The organism is Devosia sp. CN2-171 (genome assembly GCF_049354815.1).
Classification (GTDB): domain Bacteria; phylum Pseudomonadota; class Alphaproteobacteria; order Rhizobiales; family Devosiaceae; genus Devosia_A.
Genome location: NZ_CP186479.1, coordinates 2,810,257 through 2,829,687 on the forward strand (window position 1 = coordinate 2,810,257; position 19,431 = coordinate 2,829,687).

At 65.1% G+C, this 19,431-nt stretch carries 18 protein-coding genes; 9 read left to right on the plus strand and 9 right to left on the minus strand.

The genetic code is table 11. From position 1 onward, the window contains the following. The first annotated feature begins 112 nt into the window (after window positions 1–112). Both ACOYW5_RS13900 and ACOYW5_RS13905 read left to right on the plus strand, forming a co-directional pair. On the plus strand, window positions 113–2,278 hold the full coding sequence (locus tag ACOYW5_RS13900; protein WP_423065484.1) for a transglycosylase domain-containing protein: 2,166 nt from the start codon (window positions 113–115) through the stop codon (window positions 2,276–2,278). 18 nt (window positions 2,279–2,296) lie between these two features. Further along, the gene (locus ACOYW5_RS13905; protein ID WP_423065485.1) at window positions 2,297–2,674 is read left to right on the plus strand and encodes a DUF4189 domain-containing protein; all 378 of its coding nucleotides are present in this window, start codon (window positions 2,297–2,299) and stop codon (window positions 2,672–2,674) included. Window positions 2,675–2,678: 4 nt separating this feature from the next. On the opposite strand, the gene ACOYW5_RS13910 is transcribed toward ACOYW5_RS13905, so the two are convergent. Continuing rightward, window positions 2,679–3,425: a M48 family metallopeptidase gene (locus tag ACOYW5_RS13910; RefSeq protein WP_423065486.1), complete on the minus strand. Its 747-nt coding sequence runs from the start codon at window positions 3,423–3,425 to the stop codon at window positions 2,679–2,681. A gap of 94 nt (window positions 3,426–3,519) precedes the next feature. Beyond that, window positions 3,520–3,969: a DUF2852 domain-containing protein gene (locus ACOYW5_RS13915; protein WP_423065487.1), complete on the minus strand. Its 450-nt coding sequence runs from the start codon at window positions 3,967–3,969 to the stop codon at window positions 3,520–3,522. Window positions 3,970–4,112: 143 nt separating this feature from the next. Here ACOYW5_RS13915 and ACOYW5_RS13920 point away from each other — a divergent pair, with 143 nt between their 5' ends. The 3 genes from ACOYW5_RS13920 (at window position 4,113) to ACOYW5_RS13930 (ending at window position 7,770) form a co-directional block, all read left to right on the plus strand. Then, entirely contained in the window at window positions 4,113–5,408 is a 1,296-nt protein-coding gene (locus tag ACOYW5_RS13920) for an ActS/PrrB/RegB family redox-sensitive histidine kinase (RefSeq protein ID WP_423065488.1), read from the plus strand. A 96-nt stretch (window positions 5,409–5,504) separates the two neighbouring features. After that, window positions 5,505–6,056, plus strand: a complete 552-nt coding sequence (locus ACOYW5_RS13925; RefSeq protein ID WP_423065489.1) for an ActR/PrrA/RegA family redox response regulator transcription factor — start codon at window positions 5,505–5,507, stop codon at window positions 6,054–6,056. Between the two features lie 43 nt (window positions 6,057–6,099). Beyond that, window positions 6,100–7,770, plus strand: a complete 1,671-nt coding sequence (locus ACOYW5_RS13930; RefSeq protein WP_423065490.1) for an MBL fold metallo-hydrolase — start codon at window positions 6,100–6,102, stop codon at window positions 7,768–7,770. Between the two features lie 37 nt (window positions 7,771–7,807). Here ACOYW5_RS13930 and ACOYW5_RS13935 read toward each other — a convergent pair whose 3' ends face one another. The 5 genes from ACOYW5_RS13935 to ACOYW5_RS13955 all read right to left on the minus strand — a co-directional run bounded on the left by ACOYW5_RS13935 (window position 7,808) and on the right by ACOYW5_RS13955 (window position 12,210). Further along, the gene (locus ACOYW5_RS13935) at window positions 7,808–8,278 is read right to left on the minus strand and encodes an MmcB family DNA repair protein (RefSeq protein WP_423065491.1); all 471 of its coding nucleotides are present in this window, start codon (window positions 8,276–8,278) and stop codon (window positions 7,808–7,810) included. Then, a complete protein-coding gene (locus ACOYW5_RS13940) occupies window positions 8,271–9,458 on the minus strand; it encodes an MFS transporter (protein ID WP_423065492.1) in 1,188 nt (395 codons plus the stop codon). Before ACOYW5_RS13940 ends, ACOYW5_RS13935 begins: the two co-directional genes overlap by 8 nt. Window positions 9,459–9,461: 3 nt before the next feature. Beyond that, window positions 9,462–10,631, minus strand: coding sequence for an MFS transporter (locus tag ACOYW5_RS13945; RefSeq protein WP_423065493.1), 1,170 nt, complete (start codon window positions 10,629–10,631; stop codon window positions 9,462–9,464). A 107-nt stretch (window positions 10,632–10,738) separates the two neighbouring features. After that, a complete protein-coding gene (locus tag ACOYW5_RS13950) occupies window positions 10,739–11,272 on the minus strand; it encodes a hypothetical protein (protein WP_423065494.1) in 534 nt (177 codons plus the stop codon). Window positions 11,273–11,331: 59 nt separating this feature from the next. Next, window positions 11,332–12,210, minus strand: coding sequence for a LysR family transcriptional regulator (locus tag ACOYW5_RS13955; protein ID WP_423065495.1), 879 nt, complete (start codon window positions 12,208–12,210; stop codon window positions 11,332–11,334). A gap of 190 nt (window positions 12,211–12,400) precedes the next feature. Between ACOYW5_RS13955 and ACOYW5_RS13960 the strand changes: the two genes are divergently transcribed. Further along, window positions 12,401–12,688 (plus strand): DUF1127 domain-containing protein, encoded by a 288-nt coding sequence (locus tag ACOYW5_RS13960; protein WP_423065496.1) that lies wholly within the window; start codon window positions 12,401–12,403, stop codon window positions 12,686–12,688. Then, complete coding sequence (locus ACOYW5_RS13965) at window positions 12,685–13,668, plus strand: aldo/keto reductase (RefSeq protein ID WP_423065497.1); 984 nt, start codon at window positions 12,685–12,687, stop codon at window positions 13,666–13,668. Before ACOYW5_RS13960 ends, ACOYW5_RS13965 begins: the two co-directional genes overlap by 4 nt. Before the next feature lie 52 nt (window positions 13,669–13,720). Here the strand turns inward: ACOYW5_RS13965 and rhaI are convergent, their stop codons facing one another. Both rhaI and ACOYW5_RS13975 read right to left on the minus strand, forming a co-directional pair. Then, a complete protein-coding gene (gene rhaI / locus ACOYW5_RS13970) occupies window positions 13,721–15,013 on the minus strand; it encodes an L-rhamnose catabolism isomerase (RefSeq protein ID WP_423065498.1) in 1,293 nt (430 codons plus the stop codon). 151 nt (window positions 15,014–15,164) lie between these two features. Continuing rightward, window positions 15,165–17,264 (minus strand): bifunctional rhamnulose-1-phosphate aldolase/short-chain dehydrogenase, encoded by a 2,100-nt coding sequence (locus ACOYW5_RS13975; protein WP_423065499.1) that lies wholly within the window; start codon window positions 17,262–17,264, stop codon window positions 15,165–15,167. 170 nt (window positions 17,265–17,434) lie between these two features. On the opposite strand from ACOYW5_RS13975, the gene ACOYW5_RS13980 reads away from it, so the two are divergent. Both ACOYW5_RS13980 and rhaS read left to right on the plus strand, forming a co-directional pair. Beyond that, window positions 17,435–18,235 carry a DeoR/GlpR family DNA-binding transcription regulator gene (locus ACOYW5_RS13980; RefSeq protein ID WP_423065500.1) on the plus strand — a complete coding sequence of 267 codons (801 nt, stop codon included), beginning with the start codon at window positions 17,435–17,437 and terminating at the stop codon, window positions 18,233–18,235. Between the two features lie 46 nt (window positions 18,236–18,281). Next, on the plus strand, window positions 18,282–19,274 hold the full coding sequence (gene rhaS / locus ACOYW5_RS13985; protein ID WP_423065501.1) for a rhamnose ABC transporter substrate-binding protein: 993 nt from the start codon (window positions 18,282–18,284) through the stop codon (window positions 19,272–19,274). Window positions 19,275–19,431 lie beyond the last annotated feature (157 nt).

Genomic DNA, 19,431 nt, shown 5'->3' on the forward strand with positions numbered 1-19,431 from the left:
GACCGCGCTGGCCGGGGACCCGGATTTTTCCGGGTTGGCTTGGGATGGCGAGACGGTCGGAACGCCCTATGGCGTCCGAGCTGCCCCCGAAGGGACAACGGCCGGACACGCCATGCGCAAGAAGAATGCCGGGGCCCTGTTTATGGACTTTCAGATTTCGCCGGACGACCGTGTCGGAGCCACGCCGAAGAAGGGCTCGCGCTCGCCGCGCAGTGCGCCCGCCAAGGTGGCCCGCGGAGCCCGCGTGGAACCCGGTTTCGACGACAGCGCGGTCTATGTCGACGACGAGCGCACGAGCCGTACGCCTAAGGGCAAACAGCCCCGCGGCAGGGCCCCGAAGGCGAAGCGCGGTCGTGGCCGGCGCGAGCGGAAGCCGCTGACCTTCTTCGGCGTCATCTGGAAGCTGATCTCCTGGCTGTTCATCCTCGGCGTCTGGGCCGGCGTCGCGGCGGCGGGCGTCATCATCTATTACGCCGTGCAGCTACCCTCGTCCGAGACCTGGAAGGTGCCGGACCGGGCCGCCAACATCCGCATCGTCGCCGCCAATAATCAGCTGATCTCGAACCGCGGCAAATCCGGCGGCGAGGCGGTGTCGCTGCGCGAACTCCCCTATTACGTGCCGGCCGCGTTCGTCGCGATCGAAGACCGGCGCTTCTACGACCACTTCGGCGTCGACGTGGTCGGCCTTGCCTCGGTGGCGCTCGAGTCGATCCAGGCGGGCGAAGTCACCCGTGGCGCCTCGACCATTACCCAGCAGGTGGCGAAGAACCTCTTCCTCACCCCCGACCAGACGCTCGGCCGCAAGGTGCAGGAAGCGCTGCTCGCCATTTGGCTCGAGCAGAATTATTCCAAAGACGATATCCTCGAGCTCTACCTCAACCGCATGTATTTCGGCCACGAGCGATACGGCATCGAGGCGGCGGCACAGTTCTATTTCGGCAAATCGGCGCGCAACCTGTCGCTGAGCGAAGCAGCGATCCTCGCAGGCTCGCTGCAGGCGCCGTCGCGACTCAACCCGCAGGGCAAGCCCGACCTGATCAAGGCGCGCCAGACGCTGGTGCTGAACGCCATGGCCAAGGAAGGCTATATCAGCGGCAATGAGTCGAAGGCCGCCGCTATCGATCCGAACCAGACCATCCGCACCAAGGTGGTGGGCGGCGAATCCTATGTCGCCGACTGGGTCGAGAGCCTGATGACGGCCTATCTCGGCGACGTGAAAGAGGACGTGATCGTCCACACGACCATCAACTGGGACCTGCAGAAGGAAGCCGAGTTCGTCATTAAGGAAGCCGTGGCCAAATACGGCGCCGAGAAGGGTTTTTCGCAGGGCGCCATGGTCGCCATGGATGTCGACGGTTCGGTGCGTGCCCTCGTGGGTGGCGTCGACTACCAGAAGAGCCAGTTCAACCGCGCCGTCACGGCGCGCCGGCAGCCGGGTTCGACCTTCAAGCCGTTCGTCTATCTCGCCGGCATGGAAAAGGGCTACACACCCGACACCGTCGCCAATGACGGGCCGATCGACATCAATGGCTGGCAGCCGCAGAATTCCGACGGCAAGTATGGTGGCGAGATGACGCTGCGTACGGCGCTGGCGCTGTCGCGCAACACCGTCTCCGCCTTGCTCGCCAACGATGTGGGGCCGGACAAGGTGGTGGAAGCCGCCATGCGGATGGGCATTTCCTCGCCTCTACAGGCAGTTCCCTCGATCGCGCTCGGCACGCAGGAAGTGTCGCTGCTCGAACTCACCGCCGCCTATGCGCCCTTCGCCAATGGCGGCATCGGCGTCATCGCCAATGTCATCACCCGTATCGAGACGGCCGACGGCAAGGTGCTCTACGACGCCGTCGCGGCCGGGCCGGGCCGGGTGATCGAGCCCAATATCGTCGCCGAAATGAACGACATGCTGCATGCGGCGGTCGAGATCGGCACCGGCAAGCGGGCCCAGCTCAACGGCTGGCCGATGGCCGGCAAGACGGGTACGTCACAAAAGGCCCGCGATGCGCTGTTCGTCGGCTACACCTCGCGCATGGTCGCGGGCGTATGGCTCGGCAATGACGACGACGTGGGCACGAAACTCTCGGGCGGTAACGTGCCGGTCGATATCTGGAGCCAGTTCATGACCAAGGCGCATGAGGGCATCCCGGTCGCCGACCTGCCGGGGGCGACCAGCGAGCCTGGGTTGGACCAGGCGCAGTTGCAGCCGATGGAACAGCCGGCTGCCGAGCGGCCGCAACGTACGCTGGTCGATCTGCTTGGGGACATCTTCGGCGGGAACTGATCTCGCGTGGGAGGGCGCATGCGGCACGGCGGCTTGGGCTTCCCTCTCGCGATCGTGCTGACGCTCGCTTGCGCGCCTGGCGCGATGGCCTACACGGCCGTCGCCATTTCCGACAGCCGCGCCTATGGCTACTGCAACAATATGCAATCGCTCGGCGAGGCCGCCGATTGTGCCATGCGCTACTGCCGGCAGAGCGCGACTGATCCCCAGACCTGCGTCGTCGGGTTCCAGAGCGAGCCGACGGGGAACTATGCGCTGGCCATCGGCGATGGTGGCTGGGGCGCGGCGATGGGGCAGAGCCAGGCCGAGGCGGATCGCGATGCGCTGGGCTATTGCAAGGCGGCGGGCTGTGTCGTCGTCGCGCGGTGGACCGAAGGGATCGTGCGGGGAGAGTAGGTCCCTACTCCGCCAACCCGTATCCCATCAGCACCTTGCCGTGAGCCTTGAGCCAGGCCTTGCCCTTTTCCATGTCCGGCAGGGCCTGTGACACGCTGCGCCAGAAGCTTGGCGAGTGGTTCATGTGGACCAAATGGGCGACTTCGTGGGCGGCGACATAGTCGAGCACGAAGGGCGGGGCGAGGATCAGGCGCCAGTTGTAGTTGAGCTTGCCACTCGACGAGCACGAGCCCCAGCGGGTCGACTGGCTCCGCATGGCGACGGATTTGACTTCGACGCCAAGCGTTGCGGCATGGAGGTTGGAGCGTTCGGCGAGATCGCGCTGCGCCTCGGACTTCAGCCACTCGGTCAGCCGGCGAGGAATGTGCGCCGCCTCACCCGGTACCAGCAGCGAGAGTTCGCCGTCGATTTCGGCCGCCTCGACCCGGCCGCGCAGGCGCCCGGTAGCGTGGATGCGGTGCGGCACGCCGCGCAGCGGCACCATCTCGCCGTCGGCAAAGGCGGTGCTCGGCGCACCGCGCTTGATGCGGGCGGCGAGCCAGCCACGATGGCGCTCGAGGAAGCTTTCGGCCTCGGGCCAGCGGCCATTCCTGGGGAGCGTCAGCACCGGATTGCCGTGATGCGGCACGGTGAGGCGATAGCTGCGGGCGCGCTGGCTGACTTTGACCGTGATCTCGACCGGCTTGCCGTCGAGGGTCAGCGTCGTCAATGCCGGAACCTTGGGGGTACGGGTCGGGAAGAGGAAATTCATGGCCTGATCATCGCCGATTCGATGGAGATCCCGGTGACAAAAAAAGCGCCCCCGAAGGAGCGCCCAGTCGTCAGGAGGGGACGTACGAACAGGACTAGACGTTCTGCCCGTTATTGTCCGGGCCGCCGTAGTTCGGGCGGTTGCCGTTCTTTTCGCGCATGAAGCGGTCGAACTCCTCGCGATCCTTGGCCATGCGGAGGTTCCGCATGTACTCGTGGAAGGCGTTGATTTCCTCGTCGAGGCGCTTGCGCTCCTCTTCGAGCCGGCGGAGCTGCTCGGCGCGGTAGTCGTCGAAGGCGGCATTGCCGCTCGAGTGGTGGAAACCGCCGCGGAAGCTGTGGCCACGCGGGCCGCAGTTCCGATCGGCCCAGGCGCGGGATCGATGTACGAACCCCTGGGCTTTCTCGGCCGAGCCGCCAAACATCTCGCCCCACAGGATGTAGGCGAGGACGGCGAGGCCGAGCGGCCACCACACGACAAAGCCCAGCACCATCAAGGCGATGGTGAGCGGGCCCCATTGCGGCTTGATAATCGCAGTATTCATTGGGCTTCTCCCTAGTCACGAACGAGTCGGATGTGGTCCCTCCGGACCGGGGGTCAAGCGGAGGCTCACGCATTTTTGCCCTTGAAATGCCGTGCTAGACTTCCCAAGCGGGCAGCAACGACATGCCCGGAAAGGACATCTTCATGGCATTGGGAGACTTCTCGGCGGCGATCATGCCGGGGACCTGGCGGCCACTGCGGCTGGGCACGCTGGTCGGGCTGCGCTGGCTCGCCATCGCCGGCCAGACCATCGGGGTGCTGTTCGTCGCCTTCGGGCTCGGCTTCCCGCTGCCGCTGACCCAGTGCCTGATGCTGATCGGGCTCTCGGTGCTGCTCAACCTGTGGCTGCTCTTCCGGCTGGGCGAGGGCTATCGTCCCACCGCTACTGTCGCGACAGTGCACCTCGGCTGGGATCTCTGCCAACTCGCGGCGCTCCTGGCGCTCACGGGCGGCCTGCAGAACCCGTTCTCGCTGCTGCTGCTGGCGCCGGTTTCGGTGTCGGCAACCACCCTGCCCCAGCGCGCCACGACGATCCTTGCGGCGCTCGCCATCGTCCTCGCTTCGCTGCTATCGGTGTTCCACCTCGACCTGCCCTGGGCGCCGGACGAGACGCTGGTGTTCGACCGGGTCTATGTCATCGGCATCTGGGTCTCGATCCTCTGCGGCGTCATCTTCATTGCCGCCTATACGAACCGCGTGGCGCACGAAGCACGGCAGCTTGCCGACGCGCTGGCGGCGACCGAACTGGCGTTGTCACGGCACGAGCAACTGAGCGCGCTCGATGGACTCGCGGCAGCGGCGGCGCATGAGCTGGGGACGCCGCTGTCCACGATTGCGCTCGTAGCGCGCGAGATGCGGGACGAGCTTCCGGCCGGCGATGTGCGCGACGATGCCGAACTGATCATGTCGCAGGCGGCGCGCTGCCGCACGATCCTCGGCAAGCTCCGCAGCCTCCGCGATACGCCGGGCGACCCCTTCGCTGCTGTGCCGATCAGCGAATTGCTGGCCGAGGTGATCAAGCCGCTCGAGGGCAATGGCAAGTCCATCTCGATCCGCACCGACAAGGCAGCGGGGCCGGACCCGGTGATCAAGCGCAACGCCGGGCTGCTCTACGGGCTGGGTAACCTGATCGAGAATGCCGCCCAGTTCGCACGGCAATCGGTGCTGATCGATGCGAGCTGGGACAAGTGGGCGCTGACGGTGACGATCACCGACGATGGCCCGGGGTTCCCGAGCGAACTGATCGCGCGACTGGGCGAGCCCTATCTCACCACGCGCCCGCGTGACCCCGAAAGCGCCGAGCCGGGCGGGCTGGGGCTCGGCATCTTCATCTCGAAGACCCTGCTCGAACGCACCGGCGCCAAGATTCGCTTCGAGAACGAAGCGGGCGACGGGCACGCCCGGGTGCGGCTGGTCTGGCCGCGCGCGGCGATCGAGTGAGGATCGGCACGCCGGAGATCGTACGGCCGCAAATGCCGTGATCGTGCGCTGCACACATTTTGACCTTTTGCCCAAAAGACCCTACATGAGGCGCCGATGAGCACAGTCGATGAACTCCTCGCCGGCGACCGCAGCCTGCTGCTGGTCGATGATGACAAGACCTTCCTCACCCGGCTCGAACGGGCGATGCAGAAGCGTGGCTTCGATGTCCGGATCGCGGACACCGTGGCCGGCGGCCTCGCGGCCGTCTCCGAGGCAGCGCCGGCCTATGCAGTGGTGGACCTCAGGCTCGAGGACGGGAACGGGCTCGACGTGGTCGCGGCCCTGCACCAGAAGCGCGAAGATGCCCGCGCGGTGGTCCTCACCGGCTACGGCAATATCGCCACGGCGGTGACCGCGGTGAAGCTCGGCGCGGTGGACTATCTATCGAAACCCGCCGATGCAGAGGACGTGATCAACGCGCTGCTCGCCAATGGCGACAGGCCGCCGGAGCCGCCGGAAAACCCAATGTCGGCCGACCGGGTGCGCTGGGAGCATATCCAGCGCGTATACGAGCTCTGCGACCGGAACGTGTCGGAGACGGCGCGCCGGCTCAACATGCACCGGCGCACGCTGCAGCGCATCCTTGCCAAACGCGCGCCCAAATAGCCCTGACATAATGGGCACATAACCTACGCCCCGGGAGACCAGCATGACCGTCACGCTTTATTTCCACGGGGCGGCGGGGACCGTGACCGGCTCGTGCTACCGGGTGGTGCATCCGGGCGGGCAGTTTCTCATCGACTGCGGCATGTTCCAGGGCAACAAGACGGTCCGCGACCTCAACTACAAGCCGCTGCCGTTCGACCCGAAGCGGATCGACTTCCTGCTGCTGACGCACGCCCATATCGACCACGCCGGCCTGCTGCCCAAGCTGACGCGGCTGGGGTATCGCAAGCCCATCTGGGCCACCGAGCCGACCAATAGCCTCCTCGAATATCTCCTGCCCGATGCCGCGGGCATCCAGGAGAGCGAGGCCGAGCGCGAGACGAAGAAGCGCGCGCGGCGGGCAGAGGAGCCGTTCCAACCGCTCTACACGATGGAAGACGCCGAAGAGGTCCTGAAACTTCGGCAGGGTGTCAACTACGAGCAGTGGATCGAACCCGGCCCGGGTGTGCGGGCGCGCTACTGGAATGCCGGGCACATCCTCGGTTCGGCTTCGATCGAGGTCGAAGTGCAGGACGGCAACGGCAAGCCGATCCGGATCCTGTTCTCGGGCGATCTCGGCCCCGACATCAAGGTGTTCTGGGAGGCACCGGATGCGCCGGCCGGCTACGACTACATCCTCTCGGAGTCCACCTATGGCGGACGCGAGCGCGAGGACTACACGCTAAGGCAGCGCCAGGAATCGCTGAAGACCGAGATCAACACCGCCCTTGGGCGCGGTGGCAACCTCGTGATCCCGACCTTTGCGGTCGAGCGCAGCCAGGAGCTGCTGCATGACATCGGCTACCTGATCAAGACCGGCGAGATCGATCCGCGCCTCGTCTTCCTCGACAGCCCGCTGGCGAGCAAGGTGACCGGCGTCTACCGCAAGTATGCGTCGATGTTCGACGATGTCGACCTCAGCGCCAACGAGCTCTTCAATGACTCGCGCTTCCGCATCGTCGAGAGCGTCGAGGAGAGCAAGGCGATCAACTCGATCCGCGGCGGCGCGATCATCATGTCGGCCTCGGGCATGGCTGACGCCGGCCGGATCAAGCATCACCTGCGCAACAATCTGCCGCGCGCCAATGCGACGGTGCTGTTCGTCGGCTACCAGGCGCCGGGCACGCTGGGCCAGATCATCCAGTCGGGCGCCAAGGAAGTGCGCATCCATTCTGAGCTCGTGCCGGTGCGGGCCCAGGTGCGCAGCCTCGGCAACTACTCGGCACATGCCGACCATTCCGAGCTGGTCGCCTGGGTGACCAAGCGCCTGCCGGCGCATGGCGCGATTTTCCTGACCCATGGCGAGGACGAGGAGCGGGCCGCGCTAAAGGCGGCGCTGATGCATGACGACGGGCTTGCCTCCGACCAGGTGATCACGCCGCTGCTCGACGATGCGTTCGAGCTCCGCGCCGAGGGCATCGCCGGGGTGGAGCGGCCGGCCGAGCGCCGTGTCGACCTCACGCAGGTCACCTCCGACTGGCACAATGCCTATGCCAGCTTTATCATCGATTTGAGCCACCAGCTGCAATCGGCGCCGAACGACAAAGCCCGAATCGCGGTGATGGATGCGCTGAAGGCGACACTGTCGGGCACGGGGCCGGTGACACCGCCATTGCCGATGAAGACGCAGGCGGGCGAGGTGAAAGTGCTGCATGGGGAGCCAAGCGGGGAGTAATCCTCGGGTACCCACCCCACCGCGGTGTGGGACAGCCTCACGGGAAGTTCCCGCCATCGGGGTCCATCAGCGTATGCACCCGATCCGCACCGAGCCGGGCGAGCTTGAGTAGCATCGCCTTGCGTCGCGCCGGCGGCAGTGGTGTCTCTTCGCCCATTCTGAGGATCGCGGCATCGTGGCCGTCGCCGACCATCAGGCCCTCGTCGGCCGGGAAGATATCCGGGTCCAGCTCCGGCGGCTTGGCAAAGAAGAAGCGGTCGCAGAATTCCTTGTAGTTGGGCCATTTGCGATCGACCTGGAAGTCGACGAGCGAAGACTTGATCTCGACGATCCAGACCTCGCCCTTGGGCCCGACGGCCAGCACGTCGGCGCGGCGGCCATTGGCGAGCGGCACTTCGGCATAGCAGCAGAAATCGTGCGCGTTGCGCAGGAAGCGCATGACGCCGCGCTGGACACGCAGCGCCGTTGGCGACTGGCGCAGATCGACGATCTGCGGCAGCTCAGCCATTTGGGCTCAGCGGCTCGGGGACACTTGGCATGCCGTGATCCTTCGATTTGCCCTGCAGCGCGGGGATGGCGAGGAGGCCGAGCGCGATCACCGGTAGGCAGATCAGGTAGGAATTGCGGATGCCAAGATACTGCGCGACGAAGCCGAGCAGTGGCGGGGCGAGGAAGAAGACTATGAACGTCACCTGCCCGATCGCTGCGACATTGACCGCTGCCGGCCGATCGGTGCGCTGTGCGGCAGCGGAGACGGCGAGCGGATAGACGGCGCTGCAGCCCATGCCGAGGAGGGCAAAGCCCGCCAGCGCGACCCAGTCGGCCGGTGCGAAGCCGACGAGCAAGATGCCGATGGCCGAGATGACGAGCAGCGTGCCGGCGACGCGGCGCGGGCCGTGCTGGTCGACGAAGGGATCGATGAACAGGCGCGTCATGGCCATGAAGGCGGTGAACAACGTCAGCCCCAACCCGCCGATGAAACCCCGGGCGCTCCACACGTCGCGCATATAGATGGTCGACCAGTCGACGCCCGCGCCTTCGACGAGGAAGGCGGCGATGCCGATCATGCAGAGCGGAAGCAGGCCCCAGGTCGGGACGGCGAATTTCGGGTGCTCGCCTTCATGTGCGTCGGGCCGTTCCGCCGCCGTGGTCATGCCGGAGATGGTGAGGAGGCCGACAGCCAGTACGATGGCCAGCATGATGCCGGTGTGGACCTGGATGGAGACGTCGAGCTGGCGCATGCCGGCGCCGATCAGCGCGGTGACGAAGAAGCCGAGGCTCCACATGCCATGGGCCCGGTTCATGATGCGGCGGCCAAGCAGAGCCTCGAGCTTATCGGTCTCGAGGTTGACGTTGATCTCGAGCGCCCCGGCGAGAAAGCCGGCAACGAAGAGAGCACCAAACACGAACTGCGCGTTGGGCAGCCACGGGACGAGCGCGTAGATCGCCGCCGTGCCGAAGACCGTGAGGAAGGCGGTCCAGCGAGCTCCGAACTTCAGGATCAGCGGGCTGGCAATGGTCAGCGATATCAGCGAGCCGATGGCCATGCCGATGAGGGTGAGGCCGAGTTCGGACTCGGTGACGCCGAGCTGGTGCTGGAGGTCAGCCATGCGGGACAGCAAGCCGCCGAGCGCCAGCGCGAAGAGGAAGAAGACCGAGTAGATGCGGATATGGGCGGGAATGGTCATGTCTCAGTCGACTTCATGGCGGAGCGGCTTCTTGCCCAGGGCATCGGCAAAGATCAGGCTCAGGATGACGAGCGGGATCCCGATGCCGAAGGACCAGCGGATGCCGAAGTGCTCGGCAATATAGCCCAGAAGTGGCGGCCCGAGGAGGAAGGCGACGAACGAGGTCTGCGCCAACGAGGCGACATTGGTGGCAGCCGGCCGATCGGTGCGCTGTGCGGCGGCCGACATGGCAAGCGGGAAGATCGCCGAAGTGCCTACGCCGGCAAGGCCGAAGCCGAGCAGCGCCATCCAGTCGGCGGTGGCGAAAAAGATCAACAGCGTGCCGACGAGGAGGATCGAGAGCAGCACGCGGGAGACCACCGTCGGGCTATGACGCTCGACGAAGGGATCGATGAAGTAGCGCGTCACCGCCTGGGTGAAGGCGCCGAGCGCCACGGCGAAGCCGGCGAGGAACGGGGTCACCTGGAACTCGTCGCGCATGTAGATGGCCGACCAGTCGATGCCGGCGCCCTCCATGATCATGGCCGAGAGGGTGACGACGACGAGGATCATGATGGCGAGGGTGGGGGTCGCAAAACCCTTGGTCTCGTCGCTCGAGCCGCCGGTGCGGTGCGGCGCCGGCTCGAAGCGGCCGAGCAGCAGCGCGACGCCGAGGATGACGACCGGAATCATCAGCAGCAGGTGCGTGTGCACCTCGAGCCCGGTCTGGGCGACGCCGGCGGAGATGATGCCGGCCGAGAAGAAGCCGAAGCTCCAGAAGGCGTGCGCCCGGTTCATGATGCGGTAGCCGAGCTGGTGCTCGGTGCGATCGGCCTCGAGGTTGAGGATGATCTCGATGCCGCCAATGACGAGGCCGACTGGCAGCAGCAGGAGGAAAAAGGCGAGCGGGCCGCCGGCAAAGCTGGCAATGGCGTAGAACAGCGCCAGCAGCGGAATGAGCGTCAGGATCGAACGCCGATAGCCGAACTTTTCGAGCCAGGGGCCGGCGAGGCTCAGCGAGATCAGCGTGCCGGCAGCGGCGCCGATCAGGCCGAAGCCGAGACCACCCTCCTCGACGCCCATGGCACGCTGGATGTCGGGCAGGCGCGGCGGCAGGCTGCCCATGCAGAACGAGTAAATGAAGAAGCCGCCATAGACGCGCTGCTGCGGCGGCAGATCGATACCGAATCTCATAAGCTAAGGAACTCGCAAAGGAAGGCGCGGACCGTAATAAAATCGGTTCAATCGGGCAAGCGGACCTTGGACAATATGATCAATTGGTAGGCAGCGATGCAGGCAAGCTACACCGCGACCTGCATCTCGTCGCGCATCACGCTGACGCCGCCCATGGCGGTGCGGATGATTTCGAGGCGCCGGTACTGGCTGCCCTGCCGGCTATGGGTGCGGCGGGCGCCGCGGTCGGGGCCGAGATAGTCGGCGGTTTCGAAATAGACCTGGGTGTGATCGACCAGCCGATCGAGCCGCCGCGACACGCGTTCCGAAGTGAACGGCAGGGTGATGACGTCGTCGAAACCCATCTCGACGCAGGTGCGAATGGCCTCGAGCGAGGGGCTCTCGGAGAAATAGACCATCGGGCAAAAGCGGATGCGGCGGCCGGGAGAGAAGCGGATCGCGTCGGCAGCCGATTTAAGGTCGCGGACATCGTCGACGGCAGCGAAGAGAAAGAACATCAGCGGCAGCTGCTGGGCCTGCGCCTCGGCAGCGGCGAGGCTCGTATAGGCGTGGACGCTGGCAAAGCCGAGCCCGCGGGCGAGATCGGCCAAAGCGGCTCCCGGCCCATCGGGCGGACCCACGACGAAAGCGCTGGCGCGCATCGCATATTCCTTCGACTGCATTCCCCTCAACATAGTCGACGAGCCGGATTGCCGACCGGTTAAGGTTGGCGGCGTTCGCCGCGAAACAGCGGCGCATGTTCCTGCATCAGCGCGGTGATGCGGTCGGCGACGCGACGGACTTCCGGGCGGTGGCGGTCATCGTGGTGGGTGACGAGCCATTGCTCCTGCATCAGCTCGGTGATCGGCGGGGCAACGCGCACCAGGCGTGGATCGCTGTCGGCGGCAAAGCAGGGAAAGATGCTGAGCCCGGCGCCCGCCGCGACCAGTTCGGCCACGGTCTGCGGATTGTTGCCGCGCACGCCGACGCGGTCGCCGTGGTGCGCCATCAGCCAACGGGCCGAGGCGAGCTTGGCCGCGTCGCCGACGACGCCGACGAACATGCCGGCCTCGACGCCATTGATCAGGTGGCGGCCGGCATAGAGCGCGTGCGCCACCTTGCCAATCTGGCGACCGGCGAGGAAGGGCTCGGTCGGCCGGGCGGCACGTAGCCCGATATCGGCGGCGCGGCGGCCAATATCGACCTTCTCATTGGCGGTAACGAGCTCGATGCGGATGCCGTCGTCGACGTGCCAGATCGCGCCGATATGGCGGGAGATGAAGGCCGAGGTCCAGGTGCCGGCCGAGATGCGGATGATCTTTTCGCCGATATTGCCATCGCGCCAGCGGCTTACCGCCAGCATGGCCTGCTCGACTTCCTCGGCGTGCTTCAACAGCTCCTCGCCGGCACGGGTCAACTCGTAGCCGGTCTGGCGACGCACGAAGAGCGGCTCGCCGATGTGATGTTCGAGCGCGGTGACACGGCGGCCGAGCGTCGCGGCGCTGAGGCCGGTGGTCGCCGTTGCCGGTGACAGGCCGCCGAGACGAGCGACATCGAGGAACAGGCGGAGATCATCCCAGGCAAAGGCGTCGTCGGCCATTTTTCATTCCTGCAAAGCCCGTTGCGATCTTCCTTGTATCGGTTCAACAACTTGATGCGCAAGTATGGAGCATCTGGAAGCCTCATGGGAACAGCGGTTTCCGGGCAAGCAGCAAGGCGAATGACCGGAAGAGGACGCGCCGCGGCGCAACCAACACCGAACTCGTTTTGCGCCGATGAAGGAGACGCAAATGCTTGAAGAGCTTTTCCGCCGGTTCAGCCAATGGCTGTGGCTGCATGACGATATCGAACGGCTGCGGCAGCAGGACGATCACATCCTTGCCGATATCGGCATCGCCCGCGGGCAGATCCCGGCTTTCGTTCGCGGCGAGCTGACAACGGCGGAGCCGGCCTGGCTGCCGGTCCGCGGGCAGGCCGTGATGTCGAGCCCGCATCCACACATCCCGCGTCGGCGCGGGATCGCGGTGTCCGCCAAGGTGGAGAGTCGCGAATTCATGAACGCCGGAGGCAGCCAATGAGAACGACTTTGAAGCTTTGGAGTGGAGCCGAAGTGCCACGGGTCGGCGTCGGTTGCTGGGCGATCGGCGGTCCGTTCACCATGGATGGGCGGCAGGACGGCTGGGGCGAGGTCGACGATGCGCAATCGCAGCGGGCGCTGGCGCTTGCCCACGATCTCGGTGCCCGCGTGTTCGACACGGCGGACGCCTATGGCACTGGTCACAGCGAAGAGGTGCTGGGCGAGGCCTTCGGCAATCGGCAGGACGTGGTGATCGCCACCAAGTTCGGCTTCACCCATGACCGTGCCAAACGGGCGCTGACCGGCACAGATGTAACGCCAGCCTACATGGAGCAGGCGTTGGCTGGCTCGCTAAAGCGGCTGAAACGGGACCGGATCGACCTTTACCAGCTACATGTAGGCGACGCTTCCGCGGCGGCGATGGAGCTCCTTGGCCCCGCACTCGAGCGGCGCACCGAAGCGGGCGACATCGCGGCCTGGGGCTGGAGCACGGACGATGCGGCGGCAGTACGCAAAGTGCTGCATTTCCCACACTTCAAGGCGGTGCAGCAGGGTCTCGACGTTTTCCGCGACGGGCCGGATATGATCGCCGTCAGTGAGGCGCATCGGCTCCCCAACCTCATCCGGTCGCCGCTGGCTATGGGGTTCCTCACCGGCAAGTTCACTGCGACGTCGCAGCTGCCTGCCGACGATGTGCGTGGGGCCGGGCACAGTTGGGTGCGCGACTTCAGGGATGGCCGGCCGATGCCAGAGGCGCTGCGCAGGCTAGATGCCATCAGGGACGTGCTGACGAGCGGCGGACGGACGATAGCGCAGGGGGCGCTGGGCTGGGTCCTTGCCCGCTCGCCCCTGACCGTACCGATCCCCGGCTTCAAGACCGAGGCGCAGGTGCGGGACAATCTGGGGGCGATCGAGAAGGGGGCGCTGTCGAAGGCTGCGATGGACGAGATCGAGGGGCTGCTGGCGAGGGAGGCGGCTTGACGCCCTGGGCTCCGTTCCCCTCCCCTCAAAAGGGGGAGGGAACGGTTTCGCGTCAGACGATGCCGCCGCCGCCGGCGGCGACGGCCGGGCGGATGGCCGCAACCTTTTGCCGGTAGCCGGCAGCGCGGTAGGCGGCGATGGGATCGATGGCGCCGTTGGCATTCAAGCGGGCCTTGGCAAGGATCGGTTCGACGTCTGTACGAAACGCTCCTTTGAGGCTTTCGGAGGCCATAAGTGCATCGTTGGACTGCTGATAGTCCGCCAACTTCTGCCGGTCGACGAGCAGCGCCAGCGCATAGGCACGCCGGACCTCGTTGGCCGAGCGGATCAGTGACTCGATCGGGTCGGTGACGTTGTGGCTCTGGTCGAGCATGTGGGCGGGAGCAAACCTCTTGGCCTTACGCAGTTCAGCGTCGACCAGCTCGTTGAAAACAAGGAATAGCCGGTAGGGGTCGATCGAGCCGGTGTCGAGGTCGTCGTCGCCGTACTTCGAATCATTGAAATGGAAGCCGCCGAGTTTGCCGAACTGGATCAGGCGGGCGACGATCATCTCGATGTTGACGTTGGGCGCGTGGTGGCCGAGGTCGACGAGGCACTGGGCTTTCTCGCCCAGCTCGGTGGCGATCAGGTAGTTGGTGCCCCAATCCTGCACGACCGTGGAGTAGAAGGCCGGCTCGTACATCTTGTGCTCGGTGAAGAGCTTCCAGTCATCAGGCAGGTCGGCGTAGATGTCCTTCATGGCGTCGAGATAGTACTCGAACACCTTCGTGAAATTGACCTGGCCGGGGAAGTTCGAGCCGTCGCCGATCCACACGGTGAGGGCCTTCGAGCCGATGGTCTGGCCGATCTCGATGCATTCGAGATTGTGCTCGATGGCCTGCTGGCGCGTCTCTTTCGCATAGTTCGCCAGCGAGCCGTATTTGTAGGAGTGCTTCTGGCCGACGGCGTCGGAGAAGGTGTTGGAGTTCATCGCGTCGAAGCCGAGGCCGAAGCGCGAGGCGGCCTGCTTCAGGCGGTTCGGATCGGCCTTGTCCCACGGAATGTGAAGCGAGACGCTGGGGGTGGCGCGGGTCAACTGGTTGATGACGGCGCAATCCTCGAGCTTGTCGAAGATGTCGCGCGGCTCGCCCTGGCCGGGGAATTTCGCAAAGCGCGTGCCGCCGGTGCCGACACCCCAGGAGGGGACGGCGACGGTGTAGGCCGAGACCTTTTCCAACACCGCATCGATGTCGATGCCGCGGCGGGCCAGCTGCTCGCCGAGATGCACGTAGTCCGCATCGAGCGCGTCGCGGGCCTTGTCGTTGGTCTGGTCGACCACTGACTGGTCGATGAGTTGATCGGTCATGTTCTCTCCCCTCTTGTACGTGTGGCTCCACCCTCATCCGGCCTGTCGGCCACCTTTTCCCATCAAGGGAGAAGGCCACCCGCAGCTTCTCAGTCGGGCCTTCTCCCCTCGTGGGAGAAGGTGCCCGAAGGGCGGGTGAGGGGGCTCTTCGTTACCGCGTAAAGCTCTGTGCGTTGCCGGCGTCGACGTTGATGATGTTGCCGGTGGACTTGGCCGACATGTCGGAGGCGAAGAAGTAGATGGCCTCGGCAATGTCCTCGGGGAAGACCGAGCGCTTCAGCAGCGAGCGCTGGCGATACATGTCCTCGAGGCCCTCTTTGTCGGTCTTGTAGGTCGAGGCGCGCTGCTCGAGCCATTCGCCGGCCCAGATCTTCGAGCCACGCAGCACTGCGTCAGGGTTCACCACGTTGACGCGGATCTGCGCCTCCGCGCCTTCGAGCGCGAGGCAGCGGGCGAGGTGGATTTCGGCGGCCTTGGCGGTGCAATAGGCTGAGGCGTTGGGCGAGGCTGCGAGCCCGTTCTTCGAAGCCACGAACACCACGTTGCCGCCGATCTTCTGCTGGCGGAACAGCCGGAAGGCTTCACGCGAGACGAGGAAGTAGCCGGTAGACAGGATGTCCATGTTCTTGTTCCAGAGCTCGAGCGAGGTTTCCTCGATCGGCGCGGACGAGGCGATGCCGGCGTTGGAGACGAGGATATCGAGGCCGCCGAACTCGACCACCGTTTCGGCAAAGCCGGCGATGACCACGGCTTCCTGCGTGACGTTGAGCTTTACGGGGCGGACAAAGTCGGCGCCGAACACCTTACCGAGCTCGGCAGTTGCCTCGGCCAGCGCGGTCTCGTCGATATCGGCCAGCACCACGCAGGCGCCCTCGCGCAAGAGCCGCGCGGCCGTGGCCTTACCGATGCCGCCGGCGCCGCCGGTGACCAGCGCGATCTGGCCGGCCAGCGATTTCGGCTTGGGCAGGCGGGCCAGCTTGGCCTCTTCGAGCAGCCAGTACTCGATGTCGAAGGCCTCCTGCTCAGGCAGGCCGACATAGGTCGAGACGGTCGAGGCGCCGCGCATTACGTTGATGGCGTTGACGTAGAACTCGCCTGAGATGCGGGCCGTCGTCTTGTCCTTGGCGAAGGTGAACATGCCGACGCCGGGCATCAGGTAGACCACGGCATTGGGGTCGCGCACGGCGGGCGAGTTTTCGTGTTTGCAGCGGTCGTAGTAGGCCTGGTAGTCGACACGATAGGCGGCGACATCTTCGGCGAGCCTGGCGATCACCGCATCCACATCCGGATTGGCTGGATCGAACTCGATCACCAGCGGCCGGATTTTCGTGCGCAGGAAATGGTCCGGGCACGAGGTGCCGAGGGCAGCCAGCGGACGCAGATTCTTCGAGTTGACGAATTCCAGCACGGCTGGACTGTCGTCAAAATAGCCGAGCTTGTGGCTGTCCTCGGAGATGAGGCCGCGGATCTTCGGCATGAGCTTGGCGGCCACGGCGCGGCGTGCGGCGGCATCGAGCGACTGGACCGCGGCGCCACCGAAGATGGTCTTGCCGGCGGTCTCTTTCTCGAACCACTCGATGGCCTGGTTGATGATCCCGATGGTAGTCTCGTAGCACTCCTTGGGCGTGTCGCCCCAGGTGAAGAGGCCGTGCGACTCGAGGATCAGTCCCTTGGCGTTGGGGTTCTCCTCACAGAACTTGCCCAGCCACAGGCCGAGCTCGAAGCCCGGCTTCTTCCACGGCAGCCAGCCGATGGTGTCGCCGAAAATCTGCTGGGTCAGTTCCTTCGAGTTCTTCGACGCGGCGATGGCGATGATCGCGTCCGGGTGCATGTGGTCCACGTAGGGGTGGTTCACATAGGCATGGAGCGGGGTGTCGATCGAAGCGGCGCGTGGATTGAGGTTGAAGGTGGCGTGCGGCAGGTAGCCGACCATCTCGTCTTCAAACTCGACGCCGCGATAGAGGTTCTTCAGCTCGCGGAGCTTGTCCATATAGAGTGTCGAGAAGCCGTCGAGCTTGATCGAGGCGGAGTCGCCGCCGGAGCCCTTCACCCACAGGACCTCGACCTCTGCGCCGGTGAGCGGGTCCTTCTGCCAGATTTTCGACGAAGTATTGCCGCCGCCATAGTTGGTGACGCGCTTGTCGGAGCCGAGGATATTGGAGCGATAGACCAGCCGCTCGGGCTCCGTCATCCCGGCCGCCTTGGCATCATCCCAAAGGTTCTGAAGGCGCGCGGGCGCTGTGCTGGACATAGGCTCCTCCCGGTAGACATATTTGCCGCTTGTTTAGGACGGGACTAGCGCTGGGCGCGGGCCACTGTCAATCAGAAACCATCAGAAAGCGTCAAAAGTCGTATGCATCTGCCGCAACGTGATTGACACTGACTGTTTTTGGTGAAAATGACTCACCACAGGGAGACGAGATGCACGAAACCGAACGCCATAGGGTCATTCTGGCCGCCGTGCAGGCACGGCCGCTGGCGACCGTCGCCGAGCTGGTGGAAATCACCGGCACGTCGGAGGCGACGATCCGGCGCGATATCGCGGCCTTGCACGTGCAGAACCGGCTGCGCCGAGTACGCGGCGGGGCCGAGGCGATCAATCCGCCGGAACAAGGCGGCCTGATCGGACGGCCGTTCTCGGTCAACGAAACGATCAATATCGCCGCCAAACGCGCAATCGCGCGCGCCGCGGCCGAACTCTGCAAGGACGGCGAGCCGATCATCATCAATGGCGGCACTACCACCTACCAGATGGTGCACTACCTGACGGGCCGCCGGCTCTCGGTGTTCACCAACAGCTTCGGCATCGCCGAGTTCCTGATCCACAATTCTCGCAACAGCGTCGTTATCCCCGGCGGCACGATCTATCGCGAGCAGAACGTCATCCTGTCGCCCTTCGGCGGCGTGGTCGCCTCGCATTTCTACGCCAAGCGCATGTTCATCGGCTGCCAGGGCCTTGGCCAGCACGGGCTGATGGAAGCGGACCCGATGGTTGTGCAGTCCGAGCTGGCGCTGATCAACCAGGCCGAGGAACTGATCGTCCTCGCCGATTCCTCGAAATTCGACGCGCGCTCAAGCCTTATTCTCTGCGGGCTCGATCGCATCCATTCCGTCATCACCGACAGCGGTATCCGCGACGAAGATCGCACCATGCTGGAGAAGGCGGGCATTGAGCTGACCGTGGTGGATGCCGCGGAGCAGAAATCCCAGTCGGTCGCCTGACCGGCTGGCAATAACGACGACTACCAAACCGCTCAGGGAGGAACCAATGAGCTTACTCAAGAAACTGGCCGTCGCGACGGCCCTGACTGCCGTCATGTTCGCGGCCCCGGCCATGGCCCAGACCAAGATCGCCCTCGTCGTGAAGTCACTGGGCAACGGCTTCTTCGATGCCGCCAACAAGGGCGCGCAGGAAGCAGCCAAGGAGCTCGGCGATGTCGAGGTGATCTATACCGGCCCGACCACGGCGACCGCCGAAGGCCAGATCGAGATCATCAACTCGCTGATCGCCCAGAACGTCAACGCCATCGCGATCTCGGCTAACGATCCGGACGCACTCGTTCCGGCGCTGAAGAAGGCGATGGAACGCGGCATTACCGTGATCAGCTGGGACTCGGGCGTGGCTCCAGAAGGCCGCTCGGTACATCTCAATCCGTCCGACACCAACCTCATCGGCGAGACCATCCTGAAGCTCGCGGCCGACTACCTGCCCGATGGCGGCGACGTGGCGATCCTCTCGGCTTCGTCCACAGCGACCAACCAGAACGCCTGGATCGAAGCGGCGAAGGCCGCGCAGCCCGAGAAGTTCCCCAAGCTCAACATCGTCGCCACCGTCTATGGCGATGACGACTCGGTGAAATCGACCAATGAGGCCAAGGGCCTGATCTCGACCTACCCGAACCTCAAGGCGATCATTGCCCCGACCACGGTCGGCGTCGTGGCGGCAGCGCAGGTTGTCACTGACGACAACCTGATCGGCAAGATCAACGTCACCGGCCTGGCGCTCCCGTCGGAGTTCAAGAAGTTCATCGACAACGGCGCGTCGCAGGCCGTGGCGCTGTGGAACCCGATCGACCTCGGCTACTCGGCCGTGCAGATCGCCTACCAGTTGGCCAAGGGCACGGCGAAGGCCGAGCCGGGTGCCACGATCTCGATCGGCCGCGTCGGCTCGATCACGCTCGACGACACCAACAGCGCCGCCATGGCTGCGCCGTTCCAGTTCGACAAGACCAACATCGAAGAGTTCTCGAAGATCTATTGATCCGAGGGTTTTCGGCCCGGCGGTGAATGCTGCCGGGCTATTTGTTTGTGGTGGAAGGCCCGGCCTTCGCCAACCCAATGGCTGTCATCCCAGCGCAAGCTGGGACCCATGGCGCCGCTCGTGCCAGCCGAGAGCTGGGTCCCAGCTTTCGCTGGGA